This window comes from Sphingobium sp. L-44, assembly GCF_056859495.1.
In genome coordinates this window covers 38272-55890 of record NZ_JBSXOQ010000118.1, presented here as the reverse complement: position 1 = coordinate 55890, position 17619 = coordinate 38272, and the positions used below count along the sequence as shown (strand labels likewise).

At 65.5% G+C, this 17619-nt stretch carries 15 protein-coding genes and 1 tRNA gene; 7 read left to right on the top strand and 9 right to left on the bottom strand.

Annotation, left to right across the window (positions count from 1 at the left end):
• Positions 1-162: 162 nt before the first annotated feature.
• The 5 genes from aroA to AC13EK_RS21890 all read left to right on the top strand — a co-directional run bounded on the left by aroA (position 163) and on the right by AC13EK_RS21890 (position 4646).
• Positions 163-1527: a 3-phosphoshikimate 1-carboxyvinyltransferase gene (gene aroA / locus AC13EK_RS21910; RefSeq protein WP_422067280.1), complete on the top strand. Its 1365-nt coding sequence runs from the start codon at positions 163-165 to the stop codon at positions 1525-1527.
• Positions 1524-2153 (top strand): (d)CMP kinase, encoded by a 630-nt coding sequence (locus AC13EK_RS21905; RefSeq protein WP_069338123.1) that lies wholly within the window; start codon positions 1524-1526, stop codon positions 2151-2153. Before aroA ends, AC13EK_RS21905 begins: the two co-directional genes overlap by 4 nt.
• A gap of 175 nt (positions 2154-2328) precedes the next feature.
• Positions 2329-4041 (top strand): 30S ribosomal protein S1, encoded by a 1713-nt coding sequence (rpsA, locus tag AC13EK_RS21900; protein WP_004207674.1) that lies wholly within the window; start codon positions 2329-2331, stop codon positions 4039-4041.
• A gap of 181 nt (positions 4042-4222) precedes the next feature.
• A complete protein-coding gene (locus AC13EK_RS21895; RefSeq protein WP_004207675.1) occupies positions 4223-4513 on the top strand; it encodes an integration host factor subunit beta in 291 nt (96 codons plus the stop codon).
• Positions 4514-4560: 47 nt separating this feature from the next.
• A tRNA-Leu gene (locus AC13EK_RS21890) sits at positions 4561-4646 on the top strand.
• Positions 4647-4664: 18 nt separating this feature from the next.
• Here AC13EK_RS21890 and AC13EK_RS21885 read toward each other — a convergent pair.
• Positions 4665-4958, bottom strand: coding sequence for a hypothetical protein (locus AC13EK_RS21885; RefSeq protein ID WP_483022386.1), 294 nt, complete (start codon positions 4956-4958; stop codon positions 4665-4667).
• Between the two features lie 192 nt (positions 4959-5150).
• On the opposite strand from AC13EK_RS21885, the gene AC13EK_RS21880 reads away from it, so the two are divergent.
• Positions 5151-6935 (top strand): cation:proton antiporter domain-containing protein, encoded by a 1785-nt coding sequence (locus tag AC13EK_RS21880; protein WP_004207677.1) that lies wholly within the window; start codon positions 5151-5153, stop codon positions 6933-6935.
• Positions 6936-7194: 259 nt separating this feature from the next.
• Here the strand turns inward: AC13EK_RS21880 and AC13EK_RS21875 are convergent, their stop codons facing one another.
• From AC13EK_RS21875 to AC13EK_RS21840, 8 genes are all read right to left on the bottom strand, one after another.
• Positions 7195-8136 (bottom strand): glutaminase, encoded by a 942-nt coding sequence (locus tag AC13EK_RS21875; protein WP_069338121.1) that lies wholly within the window; start codon positions 8134-8136, stop codon positions 7195-7197.
• A gap of 74 nt (positions 8137-8210) precedes the next feature.
• Positions 8211-8717, bottom strand: a complete 507-nt coding sequence (locus tag AC13EK_RS21870) for a DUF2306 domain-containing protein (RefSeq protein WP_069338120.1) — start codon at positions 8715-8717, stop codon at positions 8211-8213.
• A 42-nt stretch (positions 8718-8759) separates the two neighbouring features.
• Entirely contained in the window at positions 8760-9314 is a 555-nt protein-coding gene (locus AC13EK_RS21865; RefSeq protein WP_069338119.1) for a nucleoside 2-deoxyribosyltransferase domain-containing protein, read from the bottom strand.
• A 40-nt stretch (positions 9315-9354) separates the two neighbouring features.
• On the bottom strand, positions 9355-12009 hold the full coding sequence (gene alaS, locus AC13EK_RS21860; protein WP_069338118.1) for an alanine--tRNA ligase: 2655 nt from the start codon (positions 12007-12009) through the stop codon (positions 9355-9357).
• Positions 12010-12176: 167 nt separating this feature from the next.
• Complete coding sequence (locus AC13EK_RS21855; RefSeq protein ID WP_081331782.1) at positions 12177-12482, bottom strand: DUF7660 family protein; 306 nt, start codon at positions 12480-12482, stop codon at positions 12177-12179.
• 67 nt (positions 12483-12549) lie between these two features.
• Positions 12550-13809, bottom strand: a complete 1260-nt coding sequence (locus tag AC13EK_RS21850; RefSeq protein ID WP_069338116.1) for a M24 family metallopeptidase — start codon at positions 13807-13809, stop codon at positions 12550-12552.
• Complete coding sequence (locus tag AC13EK_RS21845) at positions 13796-14422, bottom strand: glutathione S-transferase family protein (RefSeq protein WP_069338115.1); 627 nt, start codon at positions 14420-14422, stop codon at positions 13796-13798. Before AC13EK_RS21845 ends, AC13EK_RS21850 begins: the two co-directional genes overlap by 14 nt.
• Before the next feature lie 65 nt (positions 14423-14487).
• Positions 14488-16602 carry a malate synthase G gene (locus AC13EK_RS21840; RefSeq protein WP_069338114.1) on the bottom strand — a complete coding sequence of 705 codons (2115 nt, stop codon included), beginning with the start codon at positions 16600-16602 and terminating at the stop codon, positions 14488-14490.
• Positions 16603-16698: 96 nt separating this feature from the next.
• Between AC13EK_RS21840 and AC13EK_RS21835 the strand changes: the two genes are divergently transcribed.
• Positions 16699-17616 (top strand): LysR family transcriptional regulator, encoded by a 918-nt coding sequence (locus AC13EK_RS21835; RefSeq protein ID WP_069338113.1) that lies wholly within the window; start codon positions 16699-16701, stop codon positions 17614-17616.
• The last annotated feature ends 3 nt before the right edge of the window (positions 17617-17619 follow it).

Genomic DNA, 17619 nt, shown 5'->3' with positions numbered 1-17619 from the left:
TTCTTCGATGCTCAAACAGAAATCACGCGGCGCGACGGAAGTCGGCCACGAAACGTCGGGCGCCTTGCCATAGCGAAACCGCGCTGTCAAAAGCCGGGCGCATTTTTTCGGTTCCAAGATGATGGATACCCCGTGACCAGCCATAATGACCAACCCAGCCCGATGACCTTCACCGCCGCCCCTGCCCTGTCCGGCAGCGTCGCGGTTCCGGGCGACAAGAGCATTTCCCACCGTTCGCTGATGCTGTCCGCTCTGGCCGTGGGCGAAAGCCGGGTCGAAGGCCTGCTGGAGGGCGAGGATGTGCTGGCCACCGCGGCCGCCCTTCGCGCCATGGGCGCGAAAATTACCAAAGTATCCGCCGCCGATGGCGGCGGTGGGCGCGCGATGGGCGCCGACATCCGCCGTGACGATGACGGCATCTGGCATATTCATGGCGTCGGCGTCGGCGGCCTGCTCCAGCCGCAGGAAGCGCTCGACATGGGCAATAGCGGCACCTCGACCCGCCTGCTGATGGGCCTGGTCGCCAGCCATGGCATCACCGCCACCTTCGTCGGCGACGCGTCCCTCAGCAAGCGCCCGATGGCGCGCGTTACCGAACCGCTCTCCCGCGTCGGCGCCAGCTTCACCACCAGCCCCGGCGATCGCCTGCCGCTGACCATGACCGGCGCCTGCCCGGCCGTGCCGCTCGACTACACCCTGCCAGTCGCCTCAGCCCAGGTGAAGTCGGCGATCCTGCTCGCCGGCCTCAACACCCCCGGCATCACCCGCGTGGTCGAACCGATCCCGACCCGCGACCATAGCGAACGCATGCTCAAGGGCTTCGGCGCAGACCTTGAGGTCGAGGTCCAGGCCGACGGCACCCGGATCATCACGCTCAAGGGCGAGGCCGAACTCAAGCCGCAGAATATCGTCGTGCCCGGCGACCCCTCGTCGGCCGCCTTCCCGATGGTCGCGGCGCTGCTGGTGCCGGGATCGCAGGTGACGATCGCCAATGTCGGCCTCAACGCCACCCGCGCGGGCCTGATCGACCTGCTGCGCGAAATGGGCGGATCGATCGAGATCATCAACGCCCGCGAAGTCGGCGGCGAGCCGGTCGGCGACCTGGTCGTCACCGCCTCTGCCCTGAACGGTGTCGAGCCCGACCTCGCCCGCGCGCCCAGCATGATCGACGAATATCCCGTCGCCTTCGTCGCGGCAGCCTTTGCGCACGGCCGCAGCGTCTTCCGCGGCCTCGACGAACTGCGCGTCAAGGAATCGGACCGCATCGCCACCATGGCCACCGGCCTGCGTGCGATCGGCGTCACGGTCGAGGAACTGGAAGACGGCATCATCATCGAGGGCAGCGGCGGCCAGCCTTTGCCCGGCGGCGGCCCGATCGCCACCAGGCTCGACCACCGCATCGCCATGAGCTTCGCGGTCGCCGGCCTGGTCTCTCGCGATGGCGTCACCATCGACGACATGCGCCCGGTCGCGACCAGCTTCCCGACCTTCACCACCCTGCTCCAGACGCTGGGAGCCATCGCATGATCATCGCCGTCGATGGCCCCGCCGCATCGGGCAAGGGCACGATCGCCAAGGCGCTGGGCCGCCACTACAACCTGCCGGTGCTCGACACCGGCCTGCTCTATCGCGCCGTGGGCCTGTCCGTGCTGAAAAAGGGCGGCGACCCGGATCATCAGGCCGACGCGCTGGCCGCCTGCGGCTTTGACGACGCCATCCTGGCCGATCCGGCGCTGCGCAGCGAAGCGGTTGGCAGCCTCGCCTCGCGCGTGTCGGTGCATCAGAGCGTGCGCGACGCCCTGGCCCAGCGCCAGCGCGACTTCGCCACCCAGCCGGGCGGCGCCATCCTCGACGGGCGCGACATCGGCACCGTGATCGCGCCGGATGCCGACGCGAAGATCTTCGTCACCGCCAGCGTCCATGTCCGCGCCGAACGCCGCTTCAAGGATGCTGAGGCCCATGGCGGCGCGCCCGACATGGACAGCCTGATCGCCGATATCCAGGCGCGTGACACCCGCGACATGAGCCGCGACCATGCCCCGCTCAAGGTGGCCGATGGCGCCGACTTGCTAGATACCAGCAATTTGACTATAGACGCCGCCGTCCAGAGGGCCATCGCGCTTGTGGACGCCCAGCTTGAAGGTCGCCCGTAGGCGTGTGACCCGATAAGGCGCGCGGAAATTCCGGGCGCCCTTTTCGCTTTTCCAGGCTTGGCGTTCCAACGCCCAACCCCTTGGATACGCAGGCGGTATTCGGCCGCATGCGTGGTTTGGCCAAAGACCATCGGACACAACCGATTGGCCAGCAATGATGAGTGAAGGACCAACCATGGCCTCTACGGCATTCCCCTCGCGCGACGATTTCGCCGCGCTTCTCAATGATTCTCTCGGTGGCGAAGACGGCGGCTTTGAAGGCCGCGTCGTAAAGGGCACCGTCACCGGCATCGAAAACGACATGGCGCTGATCGACGTCGGCCTGAAGTCGGAAGGCCGCGTGCCGCTGCGCGAATTCGCCGCTCCCGGCCAGAAGGCTGACCTCAAGGTCGGCGACGAAGTCGAAGTCTATGTCGACCGCGTCGAAAACGCCCATGGCGAAGCCATGCTGTCGCGCGACCGCGCGCGCCGCGAAGCCGCCTGGGACAAGCTCGAAGCCGAGTTCACCGAAAGCGCCCGCGTCGAAGGCGTCATCTTCGGCCGCGTCAAGGGTGGCTTCACCGTCGACCTCGACGGCGCCGTCGCCTTCCTGCCCGGCTCGCAGGTCGACATCCGCCCGGTTCGCGACGTCACCCCGCTCATGGACATCCCGCAGCCCTTCCAGATCCTCAAGATGGATCGCCGTCGTGGCAACATCGTCGTGTCGCGTCGCGCCATCCTGGAAGAAACCCGCGCCGAACAGCGCTCGGGCCTGATCCAGACCCTGGCCGAAGGCCAGATCATCGAAGGCGTCGTCAAGAACATCACCGACTATGGTGCGTTCGTTGACCTGGGCGGCATCGATGGCCTGCTGCACGTCACTGACCTGTCGTACAAGCGCATCAACCACCCGAACGAGATGATCAACATCGGCGACACCGTCCGTGTCCAGATCATCCGCATCAACCGCGAAACCCAGCGCATCAGCCTCGGCATGAAGCAGCTGGAAAATGATCCGTGGGAAGGCGCCGCCGCCAAGTACCCGGTCGGTGCGAAGCTGTCGGGCCGCGTCACGAACATCACCGAATATGGTGCGTTCGTCGAACTGGAGCCGGGCATCGAAGGCCTGGTCCATGTTTCGGAAATGTCCTGGACCAAGAAGAACGTCCACCCCGGCAAGATCGTTTCGACGAGCCAGGAAGTGGAAGTCATCGTTCTCGAAGTCGATCCCGAGAAGCGCCGCATCTCGCTCGGCCTCAAGCAGGCCCAGTCGAACCCGTGGGATTCGTTCGCAGAACGTCACCCGATCGGCTCGACCGTCGAAGGCGAAGTCAAGAACGCGACCGAATTCGGCCTGTTCATCGGCCTGGACGGCGACGTCGACGGCATGGTCCACATGTCGGACATCGCCTGGGGCATCTCGGGCGAAGACGCGCTGGCGCTGCACCGCAAGGGCGAGACGGTTCAGGCCGTCGTTCTCGACATCGACGTCGAGAAGGAGCGCATCAGCCTCGGCATGAAGCAGCTTGAGCGTGGCGGTCCGGCCGCCGGCGGCACCACCGCCGCTGCTGCTGGCCTGAACAAGAACGCGATCGTCACCGTGACCGTTCTGGAAGTTCGCGACGGCGGCCTGGAAGTCCAGGCCGGCGAAGATGGCGCCACCGGCTTCATCAAGCGCAGCGACCTGGGCCGCGACCGCGACGAACAGCGTTCGGAACGCTTCCAGATCGGTCAGAAGTTCGACGCCATGGTGACCGGTTTCGACCGCGCCAAGAAGCCGACCTTCTCGGTCAAGGCGATGCAGATTGCCGAAGAAAAGCAGGCTGTTGCACAGTATGGCTCGTCGGACAGCGGCGCGTCGCTGGGCGACATCCTGGGCGAAGCGCTCAAGGCCAAGAACGAAGGCTAATCCCTTCCTTCCTGCCAACAGGCAAAGAAAAGCCCGCCGGAACCCATGTTCCGGCGGGCTTTTTCATGCCCTTCCGCCACTTCCTTGCCCTATCGAAACGATTTCGTTGCTCCCCGATTGTCAACAGCTTTCCAATTGTTTATAAATGTCGGCAGGGGAAATTAGGGGTGCTGGAGGAACTATGATCCGTTCTGAACTGATCCAGAAACTCGGCGAAGAAAATCCGGGCCTCAGCCTGCAGGAAGTGGAAAGGATCGTCGATCTTTTCTTCCGCGAGATTGTCGATCGCCTGTCGAGTGGCGGCCGGGTCGAACTGCGCGGCTTCGGCGCCTTCACCACCCGCGCCCGCGATGCCCGCACCGGCCGCAATCCCCGCACTGGCGAACAGGTGCCGGTCTCGGCCAAGCGCGTGCCCTATTTCAAGCCGGGCAAGGAAATGCGCGAACGGCTGAACGGCAAGGCCGCCGACTGATCAGCCCCTTGACCTGCCGCGCCTGAGCCTTCAGGGGAAGGCGCAGCGCGGACGTGGCGAAATCGGTAGACGCAGCGGACTTAAAATCCGCCTCCCCCTGGGAATATGGGTTCAAGTCCCATCGTCCGCACCAGGCGGCTTGCCTCGCCGCTCAGAAATCGGCGCTGATCAGCGCCAGGCGATCGAGCGCCAGCATTTCCCGGCGGGTCGGATGTTCGGGATCGTCGGCGCCCAGCCACAGCCTGACCAGTAGCCCCTCGTCCATCCGCGCCAGTTCGGACGCAATCTCGACATCGGCGGTGGAGCTCATGCTGCGGCCGCATGCGCGGGCATTGATCTGCGCCGCAAGGGCCGCATTCTTGCCGGCCAGGGCCTGTTCGACCCTTGCCCAGATCAGGATATCCCCGGCACTGATCGGCGCATCTTGCAGCGGCGCAGCCATCATTCCCATCACCATTCGTCCATAGCAAATCCGACCGCCCTTCTAGCGCCGCCGATTTTGCGTCGGGATGTCCGGAAAATTACAGGCCGGTAACGCAAATGTCACATCGCACCGCGCCCGCCTGCGCTGGCGATTTGCCCGGAATTCTTTTGGCAAAAGGCTGGCATTTCCGTGCGTCACCCGCAATGATGCCTCATGACCGATGCAATCAATCCCCAGAGCTTCAGCGACTCCCTCGTCATCCTGGGTGCAGCGGGCCTGGTCATTCCCGGTTTCGCCCGTTTCCGCATCAGTCCCGTCATCGGTTTCATCCTGGTGGGACTTGCCGTCGGTCCGGCAGGACTTGGCTCGCTGGTCGGCCAATATCCCTGGCTCTATCATGTCACCATCTCCAATCGGGCGGCGATTGAGCCATTTGCCGAATTGGGCGTCATATTATTGCTCTTCTCCATCGGGCTGGAACTGAGCTTCCGGCGATTGTGGAGCATGCGCGCGCAGGTGTTCGGCGTCGGCGCGACCGAATTGCTGGGCAGCGCCGCGCTCATTGCCATGGGCCTCTATCTGCTGGGACAGCCGACCGCCGGCGCGATCGGCCTCGGCCTTGCCCTTGCCCTGTCCTCCACCGCCGTGGTGCTACCGATGGTCGGCACCCAGAGCGCGGTCGGCCGCTCCGCCTTCTCGATGCTGCTGTTCGAGGATCTGGCGCTGGTGCCGATCATCTTCATGCTCGGCGCGCTGGCGCCATCGGTCGCGACGAGCCCCGACGCCGCCTGGAACGAACTGGCGACCACCCTGCTCAAGGGCGGCCTCACCATCGCGGTGATGCTGGTCTTCGGCCGCATCTTCCTGCCCCATATCTTCCGCCAGGCAGCGCGCACCAAGAGCCCGGAAGTCTTCCTCGCCGCCAGCCTGCTGGTCGTCATCCTCTCCAGCCTTGCCACCTCCATCGCTGGCCTGTCGCCGATCGTCGGCGCCCTGCTCGCGGGCCTGCTGATCGCAGAGACCGACTATCATGGCGAGGTCGAGGTGATGACCGCGCCGTTCAAGGGCCTCGCCCTCGGCGTCTTCCTCATCACCGTGGGCATGAGCCTGGACCTGCGCGTCATCCTCGCCAACTGGCCCAGCCTGCTGCTCGCCGTGCTGGGCGTCGTCGTCGCCAAGACATTGGTCACCGGCCTGCTTCTCTATTTCTCGGGCGTGCGCAAGGGCGTCGCGCTGGAAGTCGGCGTGCTGATGTCCAGCCCGTCGGAAACCACGCTGATCGTGCTGTCCGCGGCGGCGGCGGCCAAGCTGATCCTCCCCTCCACCGCCGCCTTCTGGCAGATCGTCACCGCCATCGGCCTCACCATCACGCCGCTGCTGGCGCGCTTCGGCCATGACATCGCCCAGCGGCTGGAAAATGCCATTGGCGAGGAACGGGTCGAGACCGAACCGGACCAGACCGAGGCGGCGGCCGTCGTCATCGGTTTCGGCCGGGTCGGCCAGATGGTCTGCGACCTGCTCAAGACCCATGGCCAGCGCTTCATCGTCGTCGAATCCGATCCCGATGTCGTCGCCGAGGCCCGGCGCCTGGGCTATCCGATCCTTTTCGGTGACGTCGCGCGTGCGGAAATGCTCGATCGCCTGCGCCTCGGCCATGCCCGCGCGCTCATCCTGACGATGGACGATCCGGTCCTGTCGGTGCGGGTCACCAAGCGGGTCCGCGGCTGGGTGCCCGACCTGCCGATCATCGCCCGCGCCCGCGATGCCGATCATGCCGCCCAGCTCTACAAGGCCGGCGCCAGCGACGCCGTGCCCGAAACGCTCGAAAGCTCGCTGCAACTGGCCGAAACCGCGCTGGTCGACCTTGGCGTCGCCATGGGGCCGGTGATCGCGTCGATCCATCAGGCGCGCGAGGATCTGCGCGTCGGCATCAAGGAAGCCGCCCAGCTACAATCCGCCCCCCGCCTGCGCCGCCTGCGTCAGGACGAAGTGCCCTGAGGCGCTAGGGCTTTCCTATTGCGCCTGTCTCTGTTCTATCCTTGCCGATGGAACGCACTCACTACATCGCGACTGATCGGCAGTGACTGTTGCGTCGCTGTCGCCTGGCTGTCGCTTCACTGTCGCGTCGAAGGTGCGTGGCCGTGCCCCGATTGTCACGTCACTGTCGCGTCGGTGGCGCGTGGCAGGCGCGTTTCCGGTGCAAATGGCCCAATTCTATGCTGACGACACTGTGAACTTCGACTGTCGCGTCGCCGCGTCAGCCCTGATGCACTTCGGGCGGGCTGAACACCGACCAGCCGGTCCGCCGCGCCAGCATCTCCAGCGCCTTGGTGCCCAGCGCGCTGTTGCCGCTGGTGTTGAGGCCCGGCGACCAGACCGCGATCGTCGCGCGGCCCGGCACGATCGCCAATATGCCGCCGCCCACGCCCGACTTGCCGGGAATGCCGACCCGGAAGGCGAAATCGCCCGACGCATCATAATGGCCGCAGGTCAGCATCAGCGCATTGATGCGCCGCGCGCGACTGGGCGACACGACCCGTCCGCCCTCGGGATGGCGCCCATCGAGCATCAGGTAACGGCCCGCCAGCGCCAGTTGCCGGCAGCTCATCTCGATCGCGCATTGATGGAAATAGCTGCCCAGCACCAGATCGACCGGATGACGGACATTGTTGAAGGCGCGCATATAATTGGCGAGCGCCATGTTGCGATAGCCGGTCGCCGTTTCCGACGCGGCCACCTCCTCATTGATGCGGATCGCGTCGTCACCGGCCAGATAGCGCACGAAGCGCAGCATCTCGCCGATCGCCACGCGCGGCTGATGCCCGCCCAGATTGACGTCGGCGACCACGATCGCCCCGGCATTGATGAAGGGATTGCGCGGGATGCCATGTTCCTGCTCCAGCTGGACGATGGAGTTGAAGGCATTGCCCGACGGCTCACGCCCGACCCGATCCCACAACTGGTCGCCGACCTTGCCCAGCGCCAGCGTCAGCGCGAACACCTTGGAAATGGACTGGATCGAAAAGCCGGTGTCAGCGTCGCTGCCGGTCAACAGCCGCCCGTCGGCGGTGGCGATGGCGATCCCGAACTGGCCGGCATCCACCTTCGCCAGTTCGGGAATATAGCTGGCGACCGTGCCCCGCTCCGTCTCCCTGGCCATGGCGGCCACGATATCGTCGATCAAAGCTGTCAGATCCATGGCAGCCTCTTAGAGCCTGTTGCAAAAATCGCGAAAGGGCGATTTTTCGGTGCGGTACCAGCCCGCGCCCCCACTCAGCCAAACAGCCAGTGGCCCAGCATCCGGTCGAACGGGAAGGTGAAGAAGCCGGCGATCAGCAGCGCCCCCGTCACCATGCCGCGCACTGACCGACGGTGGCGCTTGAGGTCATGGCGCCGCGCCGACAGCACGATGATCGGCACCTGGATCAGGGTGAAGATCGACAGGATATGGATGATGCTGAACCGGCTGCCCGGCCCGTGCAGCAGGAAACTGTCGAGCGCGGTCAGGAACAGCGCGCTGCTCCACACCCAGCCCAGCCAGCGATGCCGCCCGTCGCCGCGCCGCCGCAACAGCATCACCGGCGTCAGCGCCAGCGCGACCAGGATCGTCAGCAGATGGAACCAGACGAGGCCCGGCACCTGCCCCCACTGCCCATGCCCCCGCCCGATCGCGGTCAGCACCACGGCGAGCAGGATGACGGACGCCACCGCCAGGACGCGTTCATAACGGTCGGGCGCAATCCCCTTGGGCTGCGACGATGTGCTTGCAATGCTGGCCATATATCCCCCTGCATCGCAACTTGTCAGCCGTGCAGGGTCGGGTCAATCGGCTGCGGGCAGCGCCGTGTTGACCGCGCCGATGCGTCGCCGCACCACGCGCGTCAGTTCTTCAATCGTCGACACCTGTTCCACGCCATAGCGGGCCGCGGTGATGTCGACATTGCCCTTGCGCCAGAAGCCGTCGGGACACAGCACGATCAATTTTCCGCCGCGCGCATGCAGGCCCATTTCCAGCAGGCTGACCGGGCTCTGCGTGCCCGGCGCCAGATAGAGGATGATGATGTCGGCGCTGTCCAGCGCGGCCAGTTCCCATTCCACCTGCTGCCGGAAATGGGGGTCGCCGGCTTCGGGCTTCCAGGCCGGGTTCCAGTCGGCCCGGCGCGGGTTCAGGATCGTCACCTTTTCGTCGGCCAGCGCCGCGATCATGTCGCGCTGCCAGTCGGTCGCCTTGCCCATGTCGATGCTGCCGCCCAGGAACAGGCGCGCGCGATCATGCGCGGCCGGCAACGGCACGGGCGAGGTGATGGTCACCGCCTCGCCCGCCCGCGCCGTCATTGGCAGGGCGAGCAGACAGGATGCAAGGATCAGGCGCAGCATAGGGACGGCAAGCGCACCGGCGGCGCGCCTGCCCATCGTGTCAGGCCGGAACGCTGGCGAGCGCGGCCTTGACCGCGTCGATCGCGGCCTGCGCCTTGTCGCCATCGGGGCCGCCGCCCTGGGCCATGTCGGCACGGCCGCCGCCGCCCTTGCCGCCCAGCGCCTCAACGCCCGCACGGACCAGATCGACCGCGCTGAAGCTGCCGGTCAGGTCGTCGGTCACGCCCACCGCAATGGTCGCGCGGCCATCGACCACGGCCAGCACCGCCGACACGCCGCTGCCCAGCACCTTCTTGTTGCCGTCGACAATGCCGCGCAGTTCCTTGGGGTCGAGGCCGTCGATCACCTGGCCCAGGAAGTCGACGCTGCCGACCTTCTCGGGACCGGCCGGCTTGGCCGAACCGCCACCGCCCAGCGCAAGCGCCTTCTTGGCTTCGGCCAGTTCCCGTTCCAGCTTGCGGCTCTGCTCGACCAGCGCGGCGATGCGTGCGGGCACCTCTTCCGGCGTGGTCTTGAGCGCGGCCGCGGTCTGGCGCAGCTTCTCGTCACGCTCGACCAGCCACAGGCGCGCCGCCTCGCCGGTCAGCGCCTCGATCCGGCGCACGCCCGAAGACACGGCGCTTTCCGACACGATCTTGAACAGGGCGATGTCGCCGAGCGCGCGAACATGGGTGCCGCCGCACAGTTCGACAGAATAGCTATGGTCGTCGCCCTTACCCATGGAAAGGACGCGAACCTCATCGCCATATTTCTCGCCGAACAGCGCCATTGCGCCGGCGGCGATCGCATCGTCCGGGGTCATCAGACGGGTCATGACCTCGTCATTATGACGGATCTGCGCGTTCACATCGGCCTCGACCTTGGCGATCTGCGCCTGGGTCAGTGCCTCGGGATGCGAGAAGTCGAAGCGCAGGCGGTCGGCCGCGACCATGCTGCCCTTCTGGGTGACATGGCCGCCCAGTTCCTTGCGCAGCGCGGCATGGAGCAGGTGGGTGGCGCTGTGATTGGCGCGGATGCGATCGCGACGCTCGACATCCACCGTCAGGTTGACGGTGTCGCCGACCTTGACGCTGCCCGCGCTGATCGTCGCCTGATGTGCATGCAGGCGGCCGAGCGGCTTGGACGTGTCGGCAACCTCGGCCACCAGGCCGCCCAGCGTGGTGATCGTGCCGGCGTCGCCATTCTGGCCGCCGCTCTCGCCATAGAAGGGCGTCTGGTTGGTGATGATCGTCACCTTGTCGCCGGCCGACGCCGTATCGACCCGCGCGCCATCCTTGAGGAGGGCCAGCACTTCGCCCTCGCCCTTGGTCGAGGCATAGCCGATGAACTCGGTGCTGCCGAGCGTTTCGGCGATGTCGTACCAGATCTCGTCCGACGCCTTCTCGCCCGATCCCTTCCAGGCGGCGCGCGCGGCGGCCTTCTGTTCGGCCATGGCGGCGTCGAAGCCGGCCCGGTCGACAGACAGGCCCTGGGTGCGCAGCGCATCCTCAGTCAGGTCATAGGGGAAGCCATAGGTGTCATAGAGCTTGAACGCGGTCTCGCCCGGCAGGGTCGCGCCCTCGGCCAGATCGGCGGTCGCCTCGTCCAGCAGCTTGAGGCCGTTTTCCAGCGTCTTGCGGAAGCGGGTTTCCTCGCGCAGCAGGGTTTCCTCGATCAGCGGCTGGGCGCGGACCAGTTCGGGATAGGCGCCGCCCATTTCCGACACCAGGCTCGACACCAGGCGATACATCAGCGGATCCTTGGCACCGATGATGTGCGCGTGGCGCATGGCGCGGCGCATGATCCGGCGCAGCACATAGCCACGGCCCTCGTTCGCCGGCAGCACGCCATCGGCGATCAGGAAGCTGGTCGAGCGCAGATGGTCGGCGATGACGCGGTGGCTGGCCTGGAACTCGCCGTCGGTCGCGGTGCGGGTCAGCGCCCCGCTCTCGGCGATCAGCGCCTTGAACGTGTCGATGTCATAATTGTTATGGACGCCCTGCATCACCGCGGCGATGCGCTCCAGCCCCATGCCGGTGTCGATCGAGGGCTTGGGCAGTTCCGAAACGATCTCGTTGGCTTCCTGCTCATATTGCATGAAGACGAGATTCCAGATCTCGACGAAACGGTCGCCATCCTCTTCCGGCGATCCCGGAGGGCCACCCCAGATATGGTCGCCATGGTCGTAGAAAATTTCCGAACAGGGGCCGCACGGGCCGCTGTCGCCCATCGCCCAGAAATTATCCTTGGTCGGAATGCGGATGATCTTGTGATCGGGGAGCCCCGCGATCTTCTTCCACAGGTCGAACGCCTCGTCGTCCGTGTGATAGACGGTCGTCGTCAGCTTTTCCGCGGGCAGGCCCCATTCCTTGGTCAGCAGGGTCCAGGCATGATGGATCGCCTGTTCCTTGAAATAGTCGCCGAAGCTGAAATTGCCCAGCATTTCAAAGAAGGTGTGATGGCGCGCGGTATAGCCGACATTGTCCAGATCGTTGTGCTTGCCGCCGGCGCGGACCGACTTCTGGCTCGACGTCGCGGTCTTGTAGGGGCGCGTTTCCAGACCGGTGAAGACATTCTTGAACGGCACCATGCCGGCGTTCACGAACATCAGCGTCGGGTCGTTGTGCGGCACCAGCGGCGCGGACGGAACGATGGTGTGGCCATTGGCCCCGAAATAATCGAGGAAGCTGCGGCGAATGTCGTTGGTCGAGGTCATGCGCGCGATTTAGTGGGAAGCGGCCCGCCGCACAAGCGGGGGATTTGGTCGTGCAGAAACATCCGTCATGCCAGCGAAGGCTGGCATCTCTCTGTCCTTCTTTCGGTGCCTTCAAGAAAAGTGAGATCCCAGCCTTCGCTGGGATGACGGAATAGACAATGATGCGATTACTCGTAAAATTTCCCAGCGTAGAGAATGTGGGCACATCGGCGCCATAGGTTTGGCTCCGCAGCCGATTGACCTGTCAGCATTTTGATGTGCCCCCAAGCCGCAGCAGCAAACAAAAAATCATCGACTGTTCCATTTTCCCAGCCCAGATGGCCGGGGCCATATGGCCCGCTAGAATTGCCATTTTCGGCTTCCCGTTCAGCAGCGAAATCACCCGCCAAAGCCTGCATAAATTCGATGAAAGTCGCTTCATCGCAGACCGTATCGAGAAGCTTATCCAAATCAATCGGGCCAGAAGTCGTCATTATTACGATCTCTTGTTGAAATACTGAGGCTTCGATAAGCAAAGCCCGAAAAGGAAGAACTCAACACCTACCCCATCGGCTCCTCGATCGACACCGGCGGCCTGGAGAACCATTGCGGCCCCTGCCCGGTCATGTGGAAGCAATCCTCCATGCGCACGCCCATCGCGCCGGGCAGGTAGAGGCCCGGTTCGTTGGAGAAGCACATGCCGATGTCCAGCTTGGTCGTCTCGCCATGGACGAGGTTGACCGGCTCATGCCCCTCCATGCCGATGCCATGGCCCGTGCGGTGAGACAGGCCGGGCAGCTTGTAACCGGGGCCGTAGCCCAGTTTCTCATAATAGGCGCGGACCGCATCGTCGACCGTGCCGGCCGCCACGCCCAGCTTCGCCGCCCGGATCGCGACCTGCTGCCCCTGCGCCACTTCGTCCCACACCTTGCGCTGCTGCGCCGTGGGTGCCGCGCCGTAGACGAAGGTGCGACTGATGTCGGACTGATAATCCTCGACCGTGCAGCCGCAATCCATCAGCACCACCTCGCCCGCGCGCACCGACTGCGGCTTCCCGGAACCATGCGGATAGGCGGTCGCTTCGCCGAGCAGGATCAGGTTGAACTCGCCCTTGCCGCCCAGCGCACTGGTCGCGGCCGTCATCAGCGCGCCGATATCGGCAGGGGTCATGCCCGCCTTCACCTGCGGATAGGTCCAGCGATAGGCGCCCATGGTGACGTCCGCTGCCTTCTGCATCAGCGCGATCTCGGCCGCCGTCTTGCGCATGCGGATGGCGCGGGTCACCGGGTCTTTCACCAGGGTCGCGGCGGGCAGCGCGGCCTTCAGCCCATCGACCGCGAAATAGCGGACCGTCTCCTCGATGCCGATCCGCCCCTTGTCCAGGCCCCGCGCCTTCAGATAATCGGCGATCGGCGCATAGGGGCTTTCATGTTCCTGCCAGACGCGGACCTCGGCCGGGATGGCGAGCGATTCGTCGATCGAGGGCTTCTCGAAAAAGGGGCAGACAACCAGAGGCGTGCCGCTGGCCGGAATGACCAGCGCGGTCAGCCGCTCGGAACGCCACCAGCGGATGGCGCTATAATAGATGAGGCTCGCGCCCGGCTCGACCAGCAGCGCGTCGATGCCCTGTGCCTGCATCATCTTCTGCGCCCGCGCCAGCCGGTCGGCGCGCTCGGCCTTGCCGATCGGGGTTACGTCGCGCGTGATCGACTGGAGCGCCTCGACCGCCTTTTCCTGCGCGAACAGGCGCGGACTGACCAGCGCGGTGGCGACCCCGGCAGCGGCATAGCGAAGCAAGGTGCGGCGATCAGGCGTAAGCATAATGTCCCCCGGTGCGCAGCGCGGCCTGATAGGCGGGCCGCGCCTGTATTCTCTCCAGCCACCCGATCAGATGCGGACGCGATTCGTCAAGCCCGCCGCGTGCCCGCGACGCCTCGATCGGAAAGCTCATCATCATGTCGGCGGCGGAGAAGTCCGGCCCGGCGAAATAGGGCCGGCTTGCCAGTTCGCTTTCCAGCCAGTCGAGATGATCGTCCAGCATCCCCTGCACCGTCGGCCGTGCCGGTCGGCCAAGCAGGCCCAGCTTGCCGACCACCAGCAGGGCCAGCAGCGGCGGCATCATCGATCCTTCGGCATAATGGAGAAACTGGCGCCAGCGGATCGCGCCCTCTGCATCGGTCGGCGCGCCGAAGCGACCACCGGCTCGCGCGACCAGATATTCCATGATCGCCCCGGTCTCGATCAGCCGATGGCCATCCACCTCCACCACCGGCGACCGGCCGAGCGGATGGACGGCGCGCAGGGCGGCGGGCGCGCGCATCGTCTTGCGGTCCCGCTCATAGCGGCGCACTTCGTAAGCCTCGCCCAGTTCCTCCAGCAGCCACAGGATGCGCTGCGAACGACTATTGTTCAGATGATGGACGATGATGGTCATGGCGCCTCTCCCATGCTGCGACCCGATCAGGGCTAACGCAGCATGGGAAAGAGTGACAGCGAAGTTTACGCTATCTCGAGGACTTCCTCCGCCTTGGCGCGGGCGCGATAGGCGTGCAGCAGCGGCTCGGTATAGCCATTGGGCTGCGCGACGCCCTCGAACACCAGGGCGCGCGCCGCCTGGAAGGCCAGGCTCTCGCCCTCGCGCCCGCTCATCGGCTGATAGAGCGGATCGGCTTCATTCTGCGCATCGACCTTGGCCGCCATGCGGGTCAGCGCGGCATCAACCTGTTCCGCCGTGCAAACGCCGTGCAGCAGCCAGTTGGCCATATGCTGCGAGGAAATGCGCAGTGTCGCGCGATCCTCCATCAGGCCGACATCATGGATGTCGGGAACCTTGGAACAGCCGACACCCTGGTCGATCCAGCGGACGACATAGCCCAATATGCCCTGCGCATTATTGTCCAGTTCCTGCGCGATCTCTTCTTCGGAGAAATTGCGGCCGACCGCGACGGGAATGGTCAGCAACTTGTCGAGCGACGCGATGCCCTCGGCCTTGCGTTCTTCCTGACGGGCGAAGACGTCGATGCGATGATAATGGGTCGCGTGCAGCGTCGCCGCCGTTGGGGACGGAACCCAGGCGGTGTTGGCGCCGCTCTTGGGATGGCCGATCTTCTGCTCCAGCATGTCGGCCATGCGATCGGGCGCCGCCCACATGCCCTTGCCGATTTGCGCCCGGCCCGACAGGCCACAGGCGAGGCCGATCTGGACATTGCGATCCTCATAGGCCGTGATCCAGTCGCTCGCCTTCATCTCGCCCTTGCGGATCATCGGCCCGGCCTGCATCGACGTGTGCATCTCGTCCCCGGTGCGATCGAGGAAGCCGGTATTGATGAAGACGATCCGGTCGCGGACGGCGTGGATGCAGGCCGCCAGATTGGCCGATGTGCGCCGCTCCTCATCCATGACACCGACCTTGATCGTGTGGCGCGCCATGCCGAGCATATCCTCGATCGCGTCGAACAGGCGGTTGGTGAAGGCCGCTTCCTGTGGCCCGTGCATCTTGGGCTTGACGATATAGACGCTGCCCGCGCGGCTGTTGCCATCCGCCTTGGCCAGATCATGCAGCGCGATCAAGCTGGTGACGATGCCGTCGATTATCCCCTCGGGCGCGTCCTGCCCATCGGGCAGCGCGATCGCCGGCGTGGTCATCAGATGACCGACATTGCGGACGAACAGCAGGCTGCGGCCCGGCAGCGTGAAGCTGTTGCCATCGGGCGCAGCATAAGCGCGATCGGGATTGAGCGCGCGGGTCATCTGCCGCCCGCCCTTCTCGAACGTCTCGGTCAGGTCGCCCTGCATCAGCCCCAGCCAGTTGGCATAGGCGGTAACCTTGTCCGCCGCATCGACCGCCGCGACCGAATCCTCCAGGTCGCAAATGGTGGTCAGCGCGGATTCCAGGATGACGTCGGATATGCCGGCCGGGTCGGTCGCGCCGATCGGGTGGTCCGGGTCGAAGACGACTTCGATATGCAGGCCATTATGGCGGAACAACCTGCCCTTCGCACTCGTGCCGACAAACTGCGCCGGATCGGCCAGGATGATTTCCTCGCCCGCCAGATCGGCCCAGCTTCCCGTTGCCAGCGGAACGGCATCGTCCAGAAACGCCTTGGCCCAGGCGATGACCTGCGCCCCGCGCGCCGCGTCATAGCCCTTGCCCGAAGCCGCGCCCGCAATGGCATCCGTGCCATAGAGCGCATCATACAGGCTGCCCCAGCGCGCATTGGCGGCGTTGAGCAGGAAACGGGCGTTGAGGATCGGGACAACCAGCTGCGGCCCGGCCATGCGGGCGACTTCGGCATCGACATTCTCGCTGCCGATCCCGAACGGCGCCGGTTCCTCGACCAGATAGCCGATCTCGCGCAGGAAGGCCTGATAGGCAGCGGCGTTGTGCGCCTGCCCCCGGCGCACCTGATGCCACGCGTCGATCTGCGTCTGCAGGTCATCGCGCGTGCGCAGCAGCGCCGCATTGTCGGGGGTGAAGCGCGCCAATATGTCGGCAGTGCCCGCCCAGAAGGCGGCGGCATCAATGCCCGTGCCCGGCAGCGCGCGCTGCTCGATGAAATCGGCCAGCGTTTGCGCAACCTTCAGGCCGGCGCGTTCAATCATACGGTCGGTCATGCAATCCACTCCTTGCTATGCCGTCCTTTTACGCCTTTCCAATTATGCCGTGTAGACGCTATTATTCGAATAGAGACTTTCCTGTGGTGAACGAATATGATGGACCCGGACCATGAATTGTTCGTGAGCATCGTCGATGAAGGCGGGCTGGCGGCCGCCGGACGGCGGCTCCACATCTCGCCCGCGATGATGTCCAAGCGGCTGGCCCGGCTGGAGGAGAGGCTCGGCGCCCGGCTGATCCACCGCACCACCCGCCGGCTCGCGCTGACCCCGGCGGGCGAGCGGCTCCATAGCGACCTGCGCGCGATCCTCGCCTCTCTCGACGAAGCCGAACGTCGCGTGTCGGGCGTGTCGGCGATTGCGTCCGGCCCGCTGCGAATCACCGCCCCGACCTCCTTTGGCCGCATGCATCTTGCCCCCTATCTCCAGCCTTTCCTGGACGACCATCCTCGCATCGACCTGCGGCTCGACCTGTCCGACGACTATGTCGACCTGATCGAAAGCCGGGCGGACCTGGCCATCCGCATCGCCGCCGATCCGGGCGCCGGCCTCACCGCCCGGCGGCTGGCGCCCAATCGGCGCATCCTGTGCGCCGCACCCGCCTATCTCGACCGCTTCGGCACGCCGCGGCGCATCGCCGACCTCAAGCAGCACCGCCTGCTCGCCGCCGATGGCCAGTTGCCCTGGCGCCTGATCGGTCCCAAGGGGTCGGTCGCGATCGACGGCCACAGCCATATCCGCACCAACAGCAGCGAAGTCGTGCGCGAACTGGCGCTGTCGGGCAGCGGCATCGCGCTGCGTTCACTGTGGGACATCAGCGACGCGCTGGCGCAGGGCGACGTGCGCCAGATCCTGCCCGATCATGAAGGGTCGAGCGACGTCGCCCTCTATGCCGTGCAACTGCCACAGGCCAATCCGCCGCTGGCCATCACCGCCTTCGTCGACTTTCTTGCTGCGCAATATGCCCTTGCGCCGCCGTGGGAGTCGCGGACGGACCGCACTGGCTTGCCCTAGCGG